Below are 19,350 nucleotides of genomic sequence, written 5' to 3' on the forward strand. Positions count from 1 at the left end.
ATTAAGGAGAGAGAAATGGCTGAAAAACAAATGGTTGATGTATTTATATTAGGTAAAAAATATTCTGTTCCTTCAACTCTTACAATAATGGATGCGATGGAATATGCTGGTTATCAACTTATAAGAGGTTGTGGATGTAGATCAGGTTTCTGTGGAGCTTGTGCCACTGTATATAGAACAAAGGGAGATACTGAATTAAAAGTTGTACTTGCTTGTCAAAGTCAAGTTGAAGATGGAATGTATCTTACTCAAATTCCTTTCTTCCCGGGGAAAAAAGCTGTATATGATATGGATAAAATTGAGCCAACTGCTGATACAATGGGAGAGATGTATCCTGAACTATATAAATGTATAGGATGTAATGCTTGTACAAAAGGGTGTTCACAAGGATTAAATGTAATGCAATATATAGCATATGCTCAAAGAGGAGAGTTTGAAAAATGTGCTGAAGAGTCTTTTGACTGTGTAGGTTGTGGAATTTGTGCATCAAGATGTCCTGCTGGAATCACTCACTATAATGTAGGGCTTTTAGCTCGTCGTATAACTGGAAAATATGTTGCTCCTAAGAGTGAACATTTAATTGAGAGAGTTCAAGAGATCAAAGATGGAAAGATGGACGCTGAACTTGATGAATTAATGAATAAAAGTGTAGATGAACTTAAAGACTTATATAATCATAGAGATATAGCTAAATAATAAAGGTTATTAATTGGAGGTTTATTGATGTATACACCAGAAATGAGAGAATTGATAAAAAAGGTTGAAGCAACTCGTTCAAAAAGACTTGGGCATGATTTCCCTAGATTATCTCCAGAAGCAAAATTAGAGATTTTAAAGAAAAATCACCCAGACTATATTGAAAGTGGATTTAGAGCTATTAATTTAGGAGTAAACAAGGGGCAAAGAGTTCCTTTAGAACTTGCTGATCTAATAGAAGCAAAAAGTAGATTAGAGATGGATAAAATTGACTTAAATAAAGTTGATTATGATGTAGATGTTCTTATAGTTGGAGCTGGAGGAGCTGGGGCATCTGCTGCAATAGAAGCATACAAAACAGGAGCAAAGGTAATGATAGCTACTAAACTTCGTTTTGGAGATGCTAACACAATGATGGCAGAGGGAGGAATCCAAGCTGCTGACAAACCAGATGATTCACCTGCAAAACACTATCTTGATGTTATGGGTGGAGGACACTTTACAAATGTACCAGAATTAGTAAGAGCACTTGTTCACGATGCTCCAGAAGCTATTAAATGGCTAAATGATTTTGGAGTTATGTTTGATAAAGAGGAAGATGGAACTATGCTTACTAACCATGGTGGAGGAACTTCTAGAAAGAGAATGCACGCTGCTGCTGATTACAGTGGAGCAGAGATAATGCGTGTTCTTAGAGATGAGGTTAGAAACCTTGGTGTAGAAGTAGTAGAATTTTCACCAGTGGTAGAACTTGTAAAAGATACAGATGGAAAAGTTGCTGGAGCTATTTTATTCAACCTTGAAACAGAGGAATACTCAGTGGTAAAAGCTAAAACTGTAATCTTAACAACTGGAGGAGCTGGAAGACTTCACTATCAAGGATTCCCTACTTCAAACCACTATGGAGCTACTGCTGATGGACTTGTATTAGGATATAGAGTGGGAGCAGAACTTGCTTTTGCTGATACTATCCAATACCACCCTACTGGAGTTGCATTCCCATCACAAATATTTGGGGCTCTTGTAACTGAAAAGGTAAGAGGACTTGGAGCTACACCTTTAAATATAGATGGAGAACAATTTGTATATCACCTTGAAACAAGAGATATTGAAGCTTCAGCTATAATTAATGAGTGTAAAGTAAATGGAAAAGGAATCAATACACCTACTGGAGAGGTAGGAGTTTGGCTAGATACTCCATTAATTGATATAATTCATGGAGAGGGAACATTGGAAAAAAGACTTCCTGCAATGTATAGAATGTTTAAAAAGTTTGGAATAGATATGACAAAAGAGCCTATCTTAATCTATCCTACACTTCACTATCAAAATGGTGGACTTTTAATCAACGAGCATGGAGAAACTAAAATAGAAAACCTTTATGTAGCTGGAGAGTGTGCTGGAGGAATCCATGGAAGAAATAGATTGATGGGTAACTCACTACTAGATATAATTGTATTTGGACGTAGAGCTGGTAAGAGTGCAGGAGCTAAGAGTAAATCAATAGAGATTAAAGATCTAACTCTTGATCATGTGGCTAAATACCATGAAGAACTAAAAGCAAATGGGGTAGAAACAGATAGAGTATCACCAATGCTATTACCACGTTATAGACATGGGGCAAAATAATAAGATCAATTATAATTTATCATTCTAATAATTAAAGTAAAAATATATTATTCCTAACATCAAGTTGACGGAATTTGGAAGTGAATATTAGAATCCCTCAGCGAAATGAAGTTAAGAAAATGCAACGTGTTTGAGACGAAGTCGAGTTTTGCATTTTCAACGGAATGAGCCTAGGGATTCTTTATTCAATGACATGGAGACAACTTGATGTTAAAAAATATAAGTTTTGTTAACGTTAAGGATCACAGAAACTTCGTTTCTGCGTCTCAAAAGTAGTAGTCGTTTGCACTCCTCTACTTTTGGAAATTATAGTTTTTAATAAAAATATTTAACATAGGGGGAATTAAATGAATTTTGTTTTAGCTATTTTAGTAATTATAGCTGTTGGATATTTCATAGTAAAGAAGTATCAAGCACAAGGGGTTTTACTTATTGGAGGAGCTATTCTTCTACTTGGGGGAATACTATTAAATGACTCACCTGTTATGGCAAAAAGTGCTACTGGATCACTTTATCTTGATATTTTCTCTCAATTGAGTAAAAACTTTATAAAGACATCTGGAAGCTTAGGATTAGCTATTATGATAGTTTCAGCTTTTGCTAAATATATGGACCATATAGGAGCTAGTACTGCTCTAGTAAAGCTATCTATTAAACCACTTCAAAAATTAAATTCACCATATATAGTTCTTGCACTTTCTTATGTTATAGGGCAAATACTAAATGTATTTATTCCAAGTGCTTCAGGATTAGGGGTACTATTGATGGTTACTGTATATCCAATAGTTGTATCATTAGGAGTATCTTCATTAGCAGCAACAGCAGTAATTGGAACTTCAGCTTGTCTTGATTTAGGACCAGCTTCTGGAAATGCTGTTCTTGCTTCAAAAACTGCTGAAATGGATGCAGCTCTTTATTTTGCTAACTATCAAATTCCAGTAGCAATAGCAACAGTAATAGTAATCACAATTTTACACTATTTTGTAAATAAAAAAATGGATAGTAAATTAGAGGTTGCAGAGAGCAAAGCTGATCTAGAAAGCAAAGAAGAGGATAAACAAGTACCTAAATTCTATGCTTTTCTACCAATTATTCCATTATTAATCATACTTATGTTCAGTCCATTAACTGGAAGCAGCATTAAAATAGGTGTTGTTGAAGCTATGTTTATGAGTATCACTTTAAGTATGATAATTGAAGGTGTTAGAAGAAGAGCATTCAAATCAACTTTAGCTGAGTTAAAAATAATATTTACAGCAATGGGAAGCCAATTTGCAAATGTTATCACACTAATTGTTGCTGGAGAATTCTTTGCACTAGGACTTACTAAAATCGGAGTTATCTCTGCTCTAATAGATTCTACAAAATCAGCAGGGCTAGGGGCTCAACCAATGATTTTAGTTATGACAGCAATAATAGTTGTATCTTCTATTTTAATGGGATCTGGAAATGCTCCATTCTTTGCCTTTGCAGCTCTTGCACCAGCAGTAGCAGCATCTGTTGACTTAAACCCGATAGTTATGCTTATGCCTATGCAACTTTCAGCAGGAATTGCAAGAAGTGTATCACCTATAACAGCAGTAATAGTTGCAGTAGCAGGAATTTCAGGAGTATCTCCATTTGATGTTGTAAAAAGAACAGCTATTCCTATGCTTGGAGGACTTATTACAGTTGTAATTACAAATATGGTATTATTTGGGTAAGATAAAAATATTTAGGGGGCAAAAAATATGGATATGAAAAAATTTTTATCAGATTTAGAAAGACTTGTAAATATTGATTGTGGAAGTAATGTGCCAGAAGGAGTACAAGAGGTTACTGAAATATTTAAAAAAGAGTTAGAAAATGATTGGATAGTTGAAGTATACCCTCAAAATGATGGAAAAAATCCAGTATTAGTTGCTAAAAATAGAGATTCTGAAGATATAGATCTAATGTTTTTAGGACATAACGACACTGTTTTCCCTAGAGGAACTGTACCTGCTTGGTCATATAAGCTAGATGGAAATATAGCTACTGGAGCAGGGGTATATGATATGAAATCTGGTGTACTTTCTATGATAGAAGTTGCTAAAGAGTTTAAAAATGAAGATATAACAATAGCTCTTGTAATGAATACAGATGAGGAGATAAGCTCACTACACTCAAGACCTATAATTGAAAAAATGGGAGCAAAGGCAAAATATGCAATGGTATTTGAACCTGCTCGTAAAAATGGAAATGCAGTTATTGAGAGAAAGGGACTTGTTAAATATAAAGTTGAGTTCTTTGGAAAAGCATCTCATGCTGGAAACTATCCACAAGAGGGAATCAATGCAATAGTTGAAGCTGCTCATTGGGTAGGAGAGATCTCTAAACTTCATAACTGGGATATTAAAAACTCTCTAAATGTTGGACTTATTGAGGGTGGAGCAGGAGTTAATATTGTTCCTGACTATGCTTGTTTTAAATTTGAAGGAAGATCTCACCAAGTTGAATTCTTTGAAACTATAAGAAAGACTATGGAAGAACTTCAAGCTAATCCAAAAGTTGCTGGAATTAAAGTAAAAGTTGAAGAGATCGGTTATAGACCACCATTAGTACTTAATGATAAATCTGCACTTCTTCGTGATCTATTTGATGAAAGTAAAAAAGAGATGGGAATTAAATATGATTGGGAAGTTGCAGGAGGTTGCTCTGATGGAAACTTCTTAGGAGTTTTAGGAGTTGGAGTTGTAGATGCTGTTGGACCAGTTGGGGGAGAGGCTCATAGTAAAAATGAGTATCTAGATGTTTCAACTGTTGAAGAGAGAATCAATCTTGCTAAAAGTGTAGTAAGAAAAATGATAGATAGAAAAATAATTTAACAGAAAAAGCTGAAGAGAGTATTTCTCTTTGGCTTTTTTGCTATTTGTCAAATAGTGTTGATATTGGAAATATAAGTTTTAAAAACTGATCTTTAAAAGGTAATCTAGTATTGTGAAATTAAACTTTAAGCTAGATAATTTTTTTGTAGAATTTGGATAGCTGAGTAAATACCTTAATTTTTAATAACTATTTATAAATTCAATCCTTTTATACAAAAAATATACAATAATATTTAAAATAAACATTTTATGACACTTTAATGACAATTATATATCTTATATTAAATATAATTAAGGTTCGGATTAAATCACTAAAAAACTATGTTTTAATGTAAAAAAAATGTAAATTTATTTTTCTTATTGTCATTTTGTGTATAATATAGTATAGTTTAATAGGATAATAATGAAAAAAAGGTGATTATATTGAAACTTAGAGAACTTTTAGAGAGAAATCCAGTAATACCAGCTATAAAAAACGATACATACCTTGAAGAAGCTAAAAATAGCAGTAGTGAAGTTGTATTTGTTATTATGGCAAACCTTATTAATATTAAAGATATAGTTTCTGAATTAAAAAAAGCAGGTAAAATAGTTTTTGTCCATGTTGATATGATAGAGGGACTTTCTAGCTCTGCATATGGGGTGGAGTATATCATAGAAAATAGTGGACTAGATGGAATGATTACTACAAAACATAGTGTTGTAAGCATTGCAAATAAAAATAATATTCCTGTTATTCAAAGATTTTTTATTTTAGATTCTTTCTCCTTTAAGAATACACTTGTCCATATTCGTGAAAATAAACCAAGTGCTGTGGAAATTCTGCCAGGGATAATGCCAAAAATAATAAGTAGAATAGAAAAAGCAGTTAGTATTCCAATTATAGCAGGAGGGTTAATTGACGAAAAAGAAGATGTTATCAATGCTCTAAAGGCTGGAGCTGTGGGTATATCTACAACTGACAAGAAACTTTGGGAAAGTTAGTATCAAAATAGTACTTTTTGAAAAAAATGGTTGACAAAGAACGGAAAAAGGAGTACTATTATATTAACTTAATAAGGCTTGGAGACGAGAGAAGCTTAGAAAAAATCTTTTATGAAATAGGAAAAGATTATTTTTAAGCTTTTTTTATTTGCAAGTGAAACTATATAACCAGAAATTTTCAAAAGTATAAGGAGGATTTATTATGGCACCAAGTTCAATGTATTTAGCAGAATTTATAGGAACAGCACTTCTATTATTACTAGGAAATGGAATCAATATGACTCTTAGCTTAAACAAAAGTTTTGGTAAAGGTGGAGGTTGGATCTGTACTTGTTTAGGATGGGGTATGGCAGTAACAATGTCAGCATATCTTACTGGTTGGGTAAGTGGAGCTCATCTTAATCCAGCACTTTCAATAGCACTTGCTATGACAGGAAGATTAGATCCAGCATTATTACCAGGATATATAATTGCACAGATTCTTGGAGGAATAGTTGGAGCAACATTAGCATATTTAACTTATAAAAATCTAATGGATGAAGAGCCAGATGCAGGAACTAAATTAGGAGTATTTGCAACTGGACCAGCTATTGATAACAAACCTTGGAATGTTGTAACAGAAGCTATAGGAACAACTATTCTTGTATTAGGAATATTAGCAACTGGATATGGAGCAACAGGAAAGGCAATAGGAGATTCAGGAATTGGACCATTTATAGTAGGTATGCTTATTTTCTTAATTGGTACAGCAACAGGAGGAGCAACAGGATTTGCAATCAACCCAGCTAGAGACTTAGGACCTAGAATTGCACATGCTATTTTACCTATTAAAGGAAAAGGTGGATCAAACTGGGGATATGCTTGGGTACCAATTGTAGGACCTATCATTGGAGCAATATTAGGAGCTGTTATATTTGATGCATTTATTGGTGGATGCGTTGCTTGTGGATTATAAATTTAATCTTTATATTAATATAAAAATTTAGGTTATGAATTAGCCGTAGTGATTGGCAAATATAGTTAAATTATTAACTACTTCTCAAGAAACTCCTGCTTCAAAAATGGGAGTAGTTCACTAGTTAAATATAGTAGAGTAAAATTATTATCAGTTTCAAAAATATAGGAGGTTAGATTATATGAATAAGAAGTATATTGTAGCTTTAGACCAAGGAACAACAAGTTCAAGAGCAGTGATATTTGACAGCGATCAAAAAATAGTTGGAGTTGCTCAAAAGGAATTTAGACAAATATATCCAAAAGAAGGTTGGGTAGAACATGACCCAATGGAAATCTGGTCAAGCCAAAGTGGAACTCTTGCAGAAGTAATAGCTAAAGAGGGTATATCACAACATGATATTATAGGAATAGGAATAACTAACCAAAGAGAAACTACAATAGTTTGGGATAAAAACACAGGAAAACCTGTTTACAATGCAATAGTGTGGCAATGTAGAAGAACAGCTAAAATCTGTGATGAATTAAGAAAAATTGATGGTTTAGAAGAATATATTAAAGAGAATACAGGACTTGTACTTGATGCTTACTTCTCTGGAACAAAAATTAAATGGATCCTTGACAATGTTGAAGGAGCTAGAGAAAAAGCTGAAAAAGGAGATCTATTATTTGGAACAGTTGATACTTGGTTAATTTGGAAATTAACAAATGGTAAAGTTCATGCAACTGACTATACAAATGCATCAAGAACTATGATCTATAACATTAAAGAATTAAAATGGGATAAAAAACTTCTTGATATATTAGGAATTCCTGAATCAATGCTTCCAGTTGTAAAAGATAGTAGTGGAACATTTGGATATGCTAACCTTGGAGGTACAGGAGGACATAGAATTCCGATAGCTGGGGTAGCAGGAGACCAACAATCAGCTCTATTTGGACAAGCTTGTTTTGAAAAAGGAGAATCTAAAAACACTTATGGAACTGGATGTTTCTTACTTATGAATACTGGAGATAAGATGATTCAAAGCCATAACGGACTTGTTACAACAATAGCTATTGGACTTAATGGAAAAGTTGAATATGCTCTTGAAGGAAGTATCTTTATAGGTGGAGCAAGTGTTCAATGGTTAAGAGACGAGTTAAAACTTGTTACTGAATCAAGTGATACTGAATACTTTGCTAGAAAAGTTAAAGATAGTGCTGGAGTTTATGTAGTACCTGCATTTGTTGGACTTGGAGCACCTTATTGGGATATGTATGCAAGAGGAGCAATTGTTGGATTAACTCGTGGAGCTAACAAAAACCATATTATAAGAGCAACATTAGAATCAATAGCTTACCAAACAAGAGACGTTCTTGAAGCTATGCAAGAGGATTCTGGAATTAAATTAAGTAGTCTTAAAGTAGACGGTGGAGCTGCTGCAAATAACTTCTTAATGGAATTCCAAGCTGATATTTTAGGAACAGCTGTAAGAAGACCAGTTATTCTTGAAACTACAGCACTAGGAGCTGCTTACTTAGCAGGATTAGCAGTAGGAATCTGGGAATCTAAAGAAGAGATCAAAAAACAATGGATTTTAGATAGAGAGTTTACTTGTGAAATGCCTGATGAAATGAGAGCTAAAAAATACAATGGATGGAAAAAAGCTGTAGAAAGAGCTATGAAATGGGAAGAAGAAGAGGCATAGTATAAATAAACTATTAAAGGGCTTGACAAATTCCTATAGTTGAGAGATAATAAAGAAAAAAATATTTGACTAGAGATGATGTGGGTCAAGCAAAAGTGAGAGAAGATAAATTCCCTCTATTTGCTTGACCCTTTTTTATTAACAGGAGGCTAAGATGGTAGATGTTGTAGTGATAGGAACTGGAATAATGGGAGCTTGTGTTGCTCGTGAACTGTCAAGATACAATTTGAATGTAGTTGTATTAGATAAAGAAAATGATGTATCTAACGGAACAAGTAAAGCAAACTCAGCTATTATACATGCTGGATATGATGCTGCTAATGGAACATTGATGGCAAAGTATAATGTACTTGGAAATGCTATGTTTGAAGATCTTTGTAAAGAGATAGAAGCACCATTTAAAAGAGTTGGATCATATGTTCTAGCTTTTACAGAGGAGGAAAGACCACACCTAGAATTACTTTATGATAGAGGGGTAAAAAATGGTGTTCCTGGACTTGAAATTCTTGAGGGAGCAGAGGTTTTAAAAAGAGAACCTAACTTAAATCCTAATATAGTTGCAGCTCTTTATGCACCAACTGCTGGAATAGTAGGACCTTGGGAATTTGTAATAAAGATGCTTGAAAATGCTGTTGAAAATGGTGTTGAAGTAAGATTAAATAGTAAAGTAGTGGATATTCAAAAAGTTGATGGTGGATATAAAGTAGTAACAGATAAAGAGGAAATTTTAACTAAGACAGTTATAAATGCAGCTGGTGTACATGCTGATGAGATAAATGATATGGTAAGTAAGAAACACTTTAACATTATTCCTAGAAAAGGAGAATATTTCTTATTGGATAAAGTTCAAGGAACATTAGTTAATAGTGTTATTTTCCAATGTCCAAGCAAAATGGGTAAAGGAATATTAGTATCTTGCACAGTTCATGGAAACCTTATTGCTGGACCAACTGCAACAGATGTAGAAAGTAAAGATGATGTAGGTAACACAATATCTGAAATGGATATGATTAGAAGAGAAGCTTTAAGAAGTGTACCAAGTGTAAACTTCAGAGATAATATAAGAAACTTTGCAGGACTTAGAGCAGAGGGAGATACAGGAGATTTCATTATTGGAGAGGCTGAAGATGCAGAGGGATTCTTCAATATTGCTGGAACTAAATCACCTGGACTTACATCAGCTCCTGCAATAGGTGTAGATGTGGCTAAAATGGTAGTTGAAAAGCTAGGAAATCCTACAAAGAAAGCTGAATTTAAGAAAAATAGACATCAAATTCACTTTATGAATTTAACTCCAGAAGAAAAAGCTGAAGTAATAGCAAAAGATCCTAGATATGGAAGAATAATTTGTAGATGTGAAAGCATTACAGAGGGAGAAATTGTTGATGTTATCCATAGAACACTAGGAGCTAGAACAGTTGATGGTGTTAAGAAGAGATGTAGACCTGGAATGGGAAGATGTCAAGGTGGATTCTGTGGACCTAGAGTTCAAGAAATACTTGCTAGAGAGTTAGGAAAGAATTTAGATGAGATAGTTTTAGATAAAACAGGTGCTTATATTCTAACTGGAGAAACTAAAAAGTAGGAGGAACTTGCTATGAAATATGATTTAGTAGTTATTGGAGGAGGTCCTGGAGGACTTGCAGCAGCTATTGAAGCTAAGAAAAATGGAATAGATAATATTCTTGTAATAGAGAGAGATAAAGAGTTAGGTGGAATTTTACAACAATGTATCCACAATGGATTTGGATTACATGAGTTTAAAGAGGAGCTTACTGGACCAGAGTATGCTCAAAGATTTATTGAGAAACTTCTTGAAATGAATATAGAGTATAAATTAGATACTATGGTTCTTGATTTAACTGAAGATAAAAAAATCCATGCAATTAACAGCAAAGATGGATATATGGTAATTGAAGCTAAGGCTGTAATACTTGCTATGGGATGTAGAGAGAGAACTAGAGGGGCTATATCAATTCCTGGAGATAGACCATCAGGAGTGTTTACTGCTGGAGCTGCTCAAAGATTTATAAATATGGAAGGATACATGGTAGGTAAAAAGGTTCTTATCCTTGGATCTGGAGATATAGGACTTATAATGGCTAGAAGACTTACTCTTGAGGGAGCAGAGGTACAAGCTGTTGTTGAACTTATGCCATTCTCTGGTGGACTTACAAGAAATATAGTTCAATGTCTTGACGATTACAATATACCTCTATATTTAAGTCATACAGTTATTGATGTAGTTGGAAAAGATAGATTAGAAAAGGTAGTTATTGCTAAAGTTGATGAAAATAGAAAACCTATTCCTGGAACTGAAAAAGAGTATGAGTGTGATACACTTCTACTATCAGTAGGATTGATTCCTGAAAATGATATTTCAAGAAAAACAGGACTTGAAATAGATAGAAGAACAAATGGACTTATAGTAAATGAAATGATGGAAACAAGTGCAGAGGGAATATTTGCTTGTGGAAATGTTGTTCATGTACATGATCTTGTGGATTTTGTTAGTGCTGAAGCTAGAAAAGCTGGAGCAGCAGCAGCAAGATATATAAAAAATGAAGTTAAAGATGGAGAATACAAAGAAATCATAAATGGAAAGGGAATTACATATACAGTTCCTCAAAAATTCAGAGGTGAAAATATAGATAAAGCCCTTGAAATATTTATGAGAGTAAATAATATTTATAAAAATGTAAAACTTGAAGTTAAAGATGAAGAGAAAGTATTGATGAGTTTAAATAAACAACATTTAGCTCCTGGAGAAATGGAAAAAGTAATGGTTCCTAAGAAGATTTTAGATACTATGGTAGGTAAGAGCTTAACTGTTGAAGTAACAGGTGGTGATAAATAATGAAAAAAAATATGATATGTATAGTTTGTCCAATGGGATGTCATCTTACAGTTGATACTGAAACTCTTGAAGTAACTGGAAACACTTGCCCAAGAGGGGAAAAATATGGTAAAGAAGAGCTTACTGCACCTAAGAGAGTAATAACTTCTACTGTAAAAATTAAAGGTGGAATTCATAATAGAGTATCTGTTAAAACAAATGATGCTATTCCTAAAGAATTAAACTTTAAATGTATGGAACTTTTGAAAGATGTAGAACTTGTTTCACCAGTAAAAAGAGGGGATGTTGTTATAAAAAATGTTCTTAATACTGGAGTAGATGTGGTTGTAACTAGAGATATGTAATAGCAGATTTATATATTTATTATTTCCCAATATAAGTAATAGTATATAACTAAAAGGGCTAGAATAGGGATATTCCTTACTCAGCCCTTTTTGAATTTATAATTATATTAACTTGTTAAAATCTATATATTTTAACATAATCTCAACAGCTTTTTTTAAGATATCTCTTTCAAGAGTTGTAAATCTGCTTTGAATACCACTATCAATATCTAATACTCCATATAAGATACCATCTTTAATTATAGGTAAAACAATTTCAGATTGAGATCTTACATCACAAGCTATATGCCCAGGAAATTCACACACATTGTCAACTACTACTATCTCTCTTTTTTCAGCAGTATAACCACAAACTCCTTCACCTAATTTAATTCTTGTAGTGGCAGGCATTCCACAAAATGCTCCTAAAACAAGTTCATTTTCCTTGAAAAGATAAAAACCACTCCAGTTAATCTCCTTAAAAAAAGCATAGATTAAAGCTGAACTATTAGCTAAATTAGCAAGAGCATCTTTTTCATTAGAAAGATAACTTTCTAGTTCCTCTAAAAAAATTTTATATCTTTCTTCAACAGTAAAATTTTTGTATAAATCAATATTAAATGCCATAATATCCCCCTTTAAAAATTTTATAGTATTATATAACAAAAAAATTTCATTGCCAAGAAAAAAATAAAATATTTTTTTAATTGTAAAATTTTATTTCTCTCTTTATTATTATATAAGAGTATTAAATATATTTTTTAAATTTATATTTTATGTAAAAAGTTTAAAATTGCCCTTGACATAGTACTATTTATGAACTATACTCTACTAACAAATAAATCCTTTAATACATAATTTTTTAACTTAGTCACATCAGCGATATTTCAAAAAAGAACATATTTAATAGAGAAACCAAACAAATTAAGTTTATAGAAAATGAAGAATTTATACTTTTCAACCTTAGTTAAAAATGGTACCTACCATTAAAAATAAAAGGCTAATTACCTAAACAAAAGGGGGTCTATTATGAATTTGCAGAAGTTAATTTATACTGTTGAAGATGGTATAGGAATTGTAACAATGAATTACTTAAAAAATCTTAATGCTATTGATGAGCAAATGGCTGATGAATTAATGTATGTAGTTGATGCAGCTGAGAAAGATCCAAATGTAAAAGTTCTTGTTATCAAAAGTGCTGGAAAAGCTTTTTCAGCTGGTGGGGATATTGGTTACTTCTACAAATTAATTCAAGCTGGTGGAGAGGTAAACATGGATGGCTTAATTGCCAAAGTTGGTGTTGTAGCAGATGGAATGAAGAAAATGAGTAAAATGGTTATTACTTCTGTGGCAGGTGCAGTAGCAGGAGCTGGAGTAAGTCTTGCTCTTGGTGGAGATTTTATGATTTGTGCTGACAATGCAAAATTTATATTAGCTTTTGTTAATTTAGGACTTGTTCCAGATACTGGTGCAACTTATCTTCTATCTAAAGCTATTGGTGTTCCACGTACAATAGAGCTAGCAGCAACTGGAAGACCAGTATTAGCTGAAGAGGCTAAAGAACTTGGTTTAGTTTATAAACTAACTACTGTGGAAGAGTTAGAAGAAGTTACTATGAAATTTGCAAAAAAACTAGCTGCAGGACCACTTATCTCTTATAAAAATATTAAAAAGCAAATTTATGATGCAAATTATGCTGACTATAAAAAATGGCTTGATGAAACTGAAATTCCTACTCAAAGAGAGTGTGCTGCTTCTATGGATTTCCAAGAAGGTTGTAAAGCATTTATGGAAAAAAGAAAGGCTATTTTTAAAGGTAACTAATTAGATCTTTTAGTGGAAAGGTGGGATGAAAATTGTTATCAAAGGTATTCTCAATGGAAGAAATTATTGAAAAGTTTCATGATGGACAAACTATAATGTTTGGAGATTGGCATGGAGAGTTTGCAGCTGATGATATTATTGAAAAGATACTTGAAAAAGGTATAAAGGATATTCATGCAATTGCAGTTTCTGCTGGTATGCCAGATCTTGGAGTTGGAAAATTAATCAATGAAAAACGTGTAAAATCTCTTATCACAACACATATTGGATTTAATCCAGTAGCTAGGGATCAGATGTTCGATGGAGAATTAGATATTGAATTTAGCCCACAAGGAACATTCTCTGAAAGAATTCGTTGTGGTGGATATGGTTTGGGAGGATGCTTAACACCTACTGGACTTGGAACTGATGTGGAAAAAGGTAAACAAAAATTAGAAATAAATGGAAAAGAGTATTTATTGGAATTACCTTTAAGAGGGGATATCACTTTAATAAAAGCTACTAAAGCTGATACTGCTGGTAATCTTTCTTTTAGAATGAATTCGAGAGCTATAAGCACAGAAATGGCATTTGCCAGTGATCTTGTTATAGTTGAAGTTGAAGAATTAGTTGAATTTGGAGAGTTAGGACCAAATGAAATTGATGTTCCTGCTCCATTAGTTGATATGATCTATGTAAGACAGGGAAATACAAGACATGTATGTCCATATTGGCAAAAATTAAAACAAAAACAAGAAGGAGGTAAGAAGTGATGGCTGAATTAAAAGGACGTTCACTAATCGCTTCTCGTTGTGCAAAATTCTTTAAAGATGGCGATTTTGTGAATTTAGGAATAGGGCTTCCTTTAATGTGTGTTAACTATTTACCAGAAGGGGTAGATTTATGGCTTGAGGCTGAAATAGGTACTGTTGGTAGTGGACCATCTCCTAGTTGGGATGATGCTGATATAGATATTATAGATGCTGGTGGAATGCCTGCTTCTGTAATTCCTGGTGGAAGTGTGTATGATCATACTACTGGATTTGGATTTATTCGTGGTGGACATATAGATATAGCTGTTCTTGGTACACTTCAAGTTGACCAAGAGGGAAATATTGCTAACTGGACAATACCTGGGAAATTAGTTCCTGGAATGGGTGGAGCAATGGATCTATGCTCAGGGGTTAAACGTATAATTGTTGCCACTGATCATTGTGAAAAAAATGGTTCTTCTAAGATTTTAAAGAAATGTACACTACCATTAACTGGACAAAGATGTGTAACTGATATAGTAACAGAAAGATGCTATTTCCAAGTTACTCCAGATGGATTATTACTTAAAGAGGTAGCTCCTGGATATACTGTCGAAGATATTCTTGCTGCTACTGAGGCAAAGGTAATTGTTCCTGATGTTGTTGAAGTTATGAAATAATAGTTTTTATGGACTGTTGTAATCGGTGAGATACCAATTATAACAGTCCTTTTTATTTAAGAATTATTTAAAAGTAAATTTACATTTAGGGTAATTACTGCATCCTAAAAAGTTTCTACAATATCTTATTAACATATATTGAACATCTTTAAAAAATACAATAATTTCAGAAAATAAAACTATTGATTAAATATATTTCATATTTTAATAAAAATAAACTTGAATTGTCAAGATAAGTATTATATAATATATACAGGAAATAATTTGAATCTATATTTAATATACAGGAGGAATGAATGAACCACAAAAACTTTTTAAAAATTTTACTTGTAGGGGGATTACTGCTTTCAGCTAACTCGCTATTTGCATCTACAAAGCTATACCAAGGGCTAGGAAAATCAAGCAACTTTAGAGTAGGACCTGGTAAAGATAGCAAAGGTGTTGATGTTTACAGTTTAAACTATGTAACAGCTTCTGGGGTATTTGATGAAGAGGGGAAAGTTGTAAGTCTTAAAGTAGACGCTCTTGAAATTAGCACTCCTAACTATGATGGTCCATCTATGCCACACTTTTCTGGTTGGCCTAATACACAAGGTTACAATGTAACAGATCATGAAAGTGGAGAGGTAGTAGCAACTTCTGATAACACAGTTGAAAATATATCTAAAGAGGTAGAAAACTGGAAAACAAAACGTGAACGTGGAGCAGAGTATGGAATGAATCCTCGTAATGAGTGGAACAAACAAATGGACTTCTTTGAAAACTATTTCAAAGGAAAAACAGTAGCTGAAATTGAAGAGTGGTTCGCTAAATACACTTCTGATGTGAATGGTAGACCTCTTAAAGCAAAGAGCAAACATGAGCAAGATAAGGTTAAATATGGAAAACTATCTGAAAAAGAGAGAGCAGAATTAGTAGATGTAGTTGCAGGGGCTACAATGAGCTTAAAAGATTCTCATGGGGATATTTTAGGAGCTATTAAAGATGCTTATAACAATAGAGTTGAGTTTGTAGTAGATTAATCTTTAAACTTATTTAATATGCTTATACACTACACCTAAAATCTTAAAGAATTAAGATAGAGGGTGTAGTTTTTATATTTATCAATAACTAAAAAATATGGTATAATATATAAAATAAAGAAAGAGAGGGGAAAGATGATGGCAGAAATAGATAAAGTTTATGATTTTGCAATAACATGGTTGAATAAATTTAGAGATCCTAATATTTCATACAAAAAACTTGTATCTCATAATTTTGGTGATGAATGTTCTAAGCTAGGATTTCAAATATATTGTGGATATACTTTTTTTGAAAAATATAAAGATATAAATAAGCTTGAATCTTTTAAAACTATCCTTAAAGATATAAAAGATATTGATTTTCTTGGATCAGCTATATATTCTAAATGGAGTTATTTTAGTACTTGGGCATATGATGGATCTGAAATACTTGAGAAAAGAAATCGTGAGTGGTTTATTTTTGCATTGGAGCATCTTGTTAACCTTTCTAAAGATAAACCTTATGGAAATATAAAAAAAATTAAAATAATTTCCTATAAACAATATCCAAAATATCACACTTTAAAAGCAGAAGATGAATTTCAACAATCACTTACTTTAGAATCAGATGGGCATATTTGGTTTAGCTCTTATGTTTTTGAAAAGAGAAAAGATGGAAAATACAAGAAAAATAGGATGAATAATTTCAAAATTGATGCCTCTCTTATAGAGAAGATTATATCTGATATATCATTTTATTTTAAAGATATTTACCTTGATACCAATAAGATAAAAAATCCTAAATGGACAATGGAGATAATCAACGATGAGGGAAAAATATACAAATTATGTGATCAATTTTTCTTTTATATAGATGATTTAGATTGTGATACATATATATCCAATAAGGTTCGTCAAACTTTAAAGATGTCAGATCTATATCTATTTGATGGAAAATTTGAAACTGATATTATTGATAGAATAGTAGTAGATTACCATAGAACAACTAAAATTAATGCTAAACAACCTTTTGATAAAAAGAAAAAAGAATTTACTTGGAACTATATTGAAAAACTTATTGTTGATAGAGAAACAAAAACAATAGAGCATATTCAAAATATAGGATTAGGTTGTAATATCTCTAAAAAATATACTTCAGAAGATGGCATAGATGATCTGTTAGACAGTTTAGATGTAGAGTATCTATTTGAAAATAAAGAGGAAAAAAGTGGGAATTTTGTACCAATATTTAAAAGCTTTGAAAATAGAGATTACACAATAAGTATTATTTTAAGAAGTGGAGAAGAGAAAAAGATATCAGGTTCTTATGATAAAAAAGGACTTCCTAACAATTGGGAAAATTTTGCTCAAGCTGTTTTTGATTTTATAACTTTTTATGGTTGTGGAGAGATTTTAAATCCTGCTGTATATGGAAAAAATTATGATGATATAATTTTATGTAGTGTAAAATTTAAAGATGGAAATAAAACTTATTATTATATCTCTGACAGTGATGATATTGAAGTTGGGGATAAAGTGGTAGTTCCTATTTGGGATAATAATCATGAAACAGTAGTTGAAGTTGTTAAAATAGAGTATATTCCAGAAAAAGATATGACAATTCCAATAGAGAAAATTAAACATATTATTCGTAAATGTAAAAAAGATTAAATAGAAATATTTAAAATAGCTTTCTATGATGAAAATTATAGGGGCTATTTTTTTACATAAAATTTATTATACTACCTAATTTTTTAATTTAACTAGCTAAGTAAATAAAAAAAGAGTGCTTATTTTTTAAACATAAACACTCTTCTTTACTACAAGAATATAATTTGAAATGAAAATAAAACTATCTTTTATCTTTATTATCAATAATCTCTTTAACTTGTCCATTTTCCATAACAACTATTCTATCAGAAATTTGATTTACAAAATCAATCTCGTGGCTAACAATTACCATTGTAATATCACTTGTATTTCTAAGCTCCTCAATTACTGCCTCAACCTCTTTCACCATCTCAGGATCAAGGGCAGATGTAGGCTCATCAAATAGCAATAACTCTGGATTTTTAGCCAATGCTCTAGCTATTGCAACTCTTTGTTTTTGCCCACCAGATAGAGCTTTTGGATAGAAATTTGCTCTCTCTTTAAGTCCAACCTTTTCAAGAAGATCAAGGGCTATCTCCTTAGCTTTAGATTTTTCCATTTTATCCACAACTATAAGGGATTCCATAATATTTTGTAGAGCAGTCATATGTGGAAATAGATTGAAAGATTGAAAAACCATTCCCATTTTATTTTTTTCAGGAACTACAACTGTTCCAGAATCAATCTCCTCTAAACCTATAAGACATCTAAGAAGTGTAGATTTTCCCCCACCAGATGCTCCAATTATAGAGATAACCTCTCCCTTTTCAATTTCTAAGTTTACATTTTTCAATATCATTTCACTTTCAGAATACTTTTTATATAGATTTTCTACCTTAATAAACATCTTAAATCATCACCTTTTTTTCCATTTTCTTAAAGAATAATACAACAACTGTTGAAAGTATTAAGTACATCACTGCACATATTATAAATGGTGTTATTGAGAAATCACGAGTTACAATCTCTTTAGAGTTTCTCAAGATCTCAGCCATTCCAATAGCAGAAACTAAAGATGTATCCTTAATAAGTGATATAGCCTCATTAGAAAGAGGTGGTAGAGCTGTAACAAGGGCTTGAGGAATGATAATTCTTCTCATAGTTTGTGAATAGCTCATCCCTAAAACCTTAGCAGCCTCATATTGCCCCTTGTCTATTCCTAAGATGCTACCTCTGAAAATCTCACAAAAGTATGCTGCATAGTTAATGATAAAAGTTACTGATGCAGCAGTAAATGGAGTCAAAGTTATTCCAATTACTGGCAGCCCATAGTAAACAAAGAATAGTTGTAACAATAGCGGAGTTCCTCTAAATATCCAAGTATAAATTTGGATACAGTTATTTAAAAATGCCGATTTTGATACTCTTCCAAGGGAAAAGATTATCCCTAATGGCAGAGAAAACACCATAGTTATTATATAAAGATTAATTGTCAGTTTCATTCCATTTAAAATAAAAATTATATTCTCGTTCATAAATTATAT

General features: G+C 32.2%; 18 protein-coding genes. 15 read left to right on the plus strand and 3 right to left on the minus strand.

Annotation, left to right across the window (positions count from 1 at the left end; translation table 11 throughout):
• The first annotated feature begins 15 nt into the window (after positions 1-15).
• The 10 genes from I6E31_04365 to I6E31_04410 all read left to right on the plus strand — a co-directional run bounded on the left by I6E31_04365 (position 16) and on the right by I6E31_04410 (position 12,001).
• Positions 16-696, plus strand: a complete 681-nt coding sequence (locus I6E31_04365; protein MCF2639203.1) for a 4Fe-4S dicluster domain-containing protein — start codon at positions 16-18, stop codon at positions 694-696.
• 27 nt (positions 697-723) lie between these two features.
• Entirely contained in the window at positions 724-2,325 is a 1,602-nt protein-coding gene (locus I6E31_04370) for an FAD-binding protein (protein MCF2639204.1), read from the plus strand.
• Between the two features lie 347 nt (positions 2,326-2,672).
• Positions 2,673-4,028, plus strand: a complete 1,356-nt coding sequence (gene dcuC / locus I6E31_04375; GenBank protein ID MCF2639205.1) for a C4-dicarboxylate transporter DcuC — start codon at positions 2,673-2,675, stop codon at positions 4,026-4,028.
• 27 nt (positions 4,029-4,055) lie between these two features.
• Entirely contained in the window at positions 4,056-5,171 is a 1,116-nt protein-coding gene (locus tag I6E31_04380) for a M20 family metallopeptidase (GenBank protein ID MCF2639206.1), read from the plus strand.
• A gap of 423 nt (positions 5,172-5,594) precedes the next feature.
• The gene (locus I6E31_04385; protein MCF2639207.1) at positions 5,595-6,155 is read left to right on the plus strand and encodes a glycerol-3-phosphate responsive antiterminator; all 561 of its coding nucleotides are present in this window, start codon (positions 5,595-5,597) and stop codon (positions 6,153-6,155) included.
• A 202-nt stretch (positions 6,156-6,357) separates the two neighbouring features.
• Complete coding sequence (locus I6E31_04390; GenBank protein ID MCF2639208.1) at positions 6,358-7,110, plus strand: aquaporin family protein; 753 nt, start codon at positions 6,358-6,360, stop codon at positions 7,108-7,110.
• A 181-nt stretch (positions 7,111-7,291) separates the two neighbouring features.
• Positions 7,292-8,800 (plus strand): glycerol kinase GlpK, encoded by a 1,509-nt coding sequence (gene glpK, locus I6E31_04395; GenBank protein MCF2639209.1) that lies wholly within the window; start codon positions 7,292-7,294, stop codon positions 8,798-8,800.
• 154 nt (positions 8,801-8,954) lie between these two features.
• Complete coding sequence (locus tag I6E31_04400) at positions 8,955-10,385, plus strand: NAD(P)/FAD-dependent oxidoreductase (protein MCF2639210.1); 1,431 nt, start codon at positions 8,955-8,957, stop codon at positions 10,383-10,385.
• 12 nt (positions 10,386-10,397) lie between these two features.
• On the plus strand, positions 10,398-11,657 hold the full coding sequence (locus tag I6E31_04405) for an FAD-dependent oxidoreductase (protein MCF2639211.1): 1,260 nt from the start codon (positions 10,398-10,400) through the stop codon (positions 11,655-11,657).
• Complete coding sequence (locus tag I6E31_04410) at positions 11,657-12,001, plus strand: DUF1667 domain-containing protein (protein MCF2639212.1); 345 nt, start codon at positions 11,657-11,659, stop codon at positions 11,999-12,001. Before I6E31_04405 ends, I6E31_04410 begins: the two co-directional genes overlap by 1 nt.
• A 102-nt stretch (positions 12,002-12,103) precedes the next feature.
• Here the strand turns inward: I6E31_04410 and I6E31_04415 are convergent, their stop codons facing one another.
• Entirely contained in the window at positions 12,104-12,607 is a 504-nt protein-coding gene (locus I6E31_04415) for a GAF domain-containing protein (GenBank protein MCF2639213.1), read from the minus strand.
• A gap of 402 nt (positions 12,608-13,009) precedes the next feature.
• On the opposite strand from I6E31_04415, the gene I6E31_04420 reads away from it, so the two are divergent.
• The 5 genes from I6E31_04420 (at position 13,010) to I6E31_04440 (ending at position 17,887) form a co-directional block, all read left to right on the plus strand.
• Positions 13,010-13,804 (plus strand): enoyl-CoA hydratase/isomerase family protein, encoded by a 795-nt coding sequence (locus I6E31_04420; protein ID MCF2639214.1) that lies wholly within the window; start codon positions 13,010-13,012, stop codon positions 13,802-13,804.
• Between the two features lie 32 nt (positions 13,805-13,836).
• Positions 13,837-14,556, plus strand: a complete 720-nt coding sequence (locus I6E31_04425) for a CoA transferase subunit A (protein ID MCF2639215.1) — start codon at positions 13,837-13,839, stop codon at positions 14,554-14,556.
• Entirely contained in the window at positions 14,556-15,215 is a 660-nt protein-coding gene (locus tag I6E31_04430) for a 3-oxoacid CoA-transferase subunit B (GenBank protein ID MCF2639216.1), read from the plus strand. The genes I6E31_04425 and I6E31_04430 overlap by 1 nt, the downstream gene beginning before the upstream one ends.
• A 296-nt stretch (positions 15,216-15,511) precedes the next feature.
• Complete coding sequence (locus I6E31_04435) at positions 15,512-16,237, plus strand: FMN-binding protein (GenBank protein MCF2639217.1); 726 nt, start codon at positions 15,512-15,514, stop codon at positions 16,235-16,237.
• A 138-nt stretch (positions 16,238-16,375) separates the two neighbouring features.
• The gene (locus I6E31_04440; protein ID MCF2639218.1) at positions 16,376-17,887 is read left to right on the plus strand and encodes a hypothetical protein; all 1,512 of its coding nucleotides are present in this window, start codon (positions 16,376-16,378) and stop codon (positions 17,885-17,887) included.
• Positions 17,888-18,068: 181 nt separating this feature from the next.
• Here I6E31_04440 and I6E31_04445 read toward each other — a convergent pair whose 3' ends face one another.
• Both I6E31_04445 and I6E31_04450 read right to left on the minus strand, forming a co-directional pair.
• Complete coding sequence (locus tag I6E31_04445) at positions 18,069-18,713, minus strand: amino acid ABC transporter ATP-binding protein (GenBank protein ID MCF2639219.1); 645 nt, start codon at positions 18,711-18,713, stop codon at positions 18,069-18,071.
• A gap of 1 nt (position 18,714) precedes the next feature.
• A complete protein-coding gene (locus I6E31_04450) occupies positions 18,715-19,341 on the minus strand; it encodes an amino acid ABC transporter permease (protein MCF2639220.1) in 627 nt (208 codons plus the stop codon).
• Between the last annotated feature and the right edge of the window lie 9 nt (positions 19,342-19,350).

It is taken from the genome of Fusobacterium varium (assembly GCA_021531615.1).
GTDB lineage: Bacteria > Fusobacteriota > Fusobacteriia > Fusobacteriales > Fusobacteriaceae > Fusobacterium_A > Fusobacterium_A varium_C.

Excerpts from the sequence above, each read along its gene's own strand:
- I6E31_04430 (MCF2639216.1), top strand. The coding sequence starts at position 14,556 with ATGGCTGAATTAAAAGGACGTTCACTAATCGCTTCTCGTTGTGCAAAA.
- glpK (MCF2639209.1), top strand. The coding sequence starts at position 7,292 with ATGAATAAGAAGTATATTGTAGCTTTAGACCAAGGAACAACAAGTTCA.
- I6E31_04420 (MCF2639214.1), top strand. The coding sequence starts at position 13,010 with ATGAATTTGCAGAAGTTAATTTATACTGTTGAAGATGGTATAGGAATT.
- I6E31_04440 (MCF2639218.1), top strand. The coding sequence starts at position 16,376 with ATGGCAGAAATAGATAAAGTTTATGATTTTGCAATAACATGGTTGAAT.
- dcuC (MCF2639205.1), top strand. The coding sequence starts at position 2,673 with ATGAATTTTGTTTTAGCTATTTTAGTAATTATAGCTGTTGGATATTTC.
- I6E31_04445 (MCF2639219.1), bottom strand. The coding sequence starts at position 18,713 with ATGTTTATTAAGGTAGAAAATCTATATAAAAAGTATTCTGAAAGTGAA.
- I6E31_04390 (MCF2639208.1), top strand. The coding sequence starts at position 6,358 with ATGGCACCAAGTTCAATGTATTTAGCAGAATTTATAGGAACAGCACTT.
- I6E31_04435 (MCF2639217.1), top strand. The coding sequence starts at position 15,512 with ATGAACCACAAAAACTTTTTAAAAATTTTACTTGTAGGGGGATTACTG.
- I6E31_04400 (MCF2639210.1), top strand. The coding sequence starts at position 8,955 with ATGGTAGATGTTGTAGTGATAGGAACTGGAATAATGGGAGCTTGTGTT.
- I6E31_04370 (MCF2639204.1), top strand. The coding sequence starts at position 724 with ATGTATACACCAGAAATGAGAGAATTGATAAAAAAGGTTGAAGCAACT.
- I6E31_04405 (MCF2639211.1), top strand. The coding sequence starts at position 10,398 with ATGAAATATGATTTAGTAGTTATTGGAGGAGGTCCTGGAGGACTTGCA.
- I6E31_04365 (MCF2639203.1), top strand. The coding sequence starts at position 16 with ATGGCTGAAAAACAAATGGTTGATGTATTTATATTAGGTAAAAAATAT.
- I6E31_04410 (MCF2639212.1), top strand. The coding sequence starts at position 11,657 with ATGAAAAAAAATATGATATGTATAGTTTGTCCAATGGGATGTCATCTT.
- I6E31_04415 (MCF2639213.1), bottom strand. The coding sequence starts at position 12,607 with ATGGCATTTAATATTGATTTATACAAAAATTTTACTGTTGAAGAAAGA.
- I6E31_04380 (MCF2639206.1), top strand. The coding sequence starts at position 4,056 with ATGGATATGAAAAAATTTTTATCAGATTTAGAAAGACTTGTAAATATT.
- I6E31_04450 (MCF2639220.1), bottom strand. The coding sequence starts at position 19,341 with ATGAACGAGAATATAATTTTTATTTTAAATGGAATGAAACTGACAATT.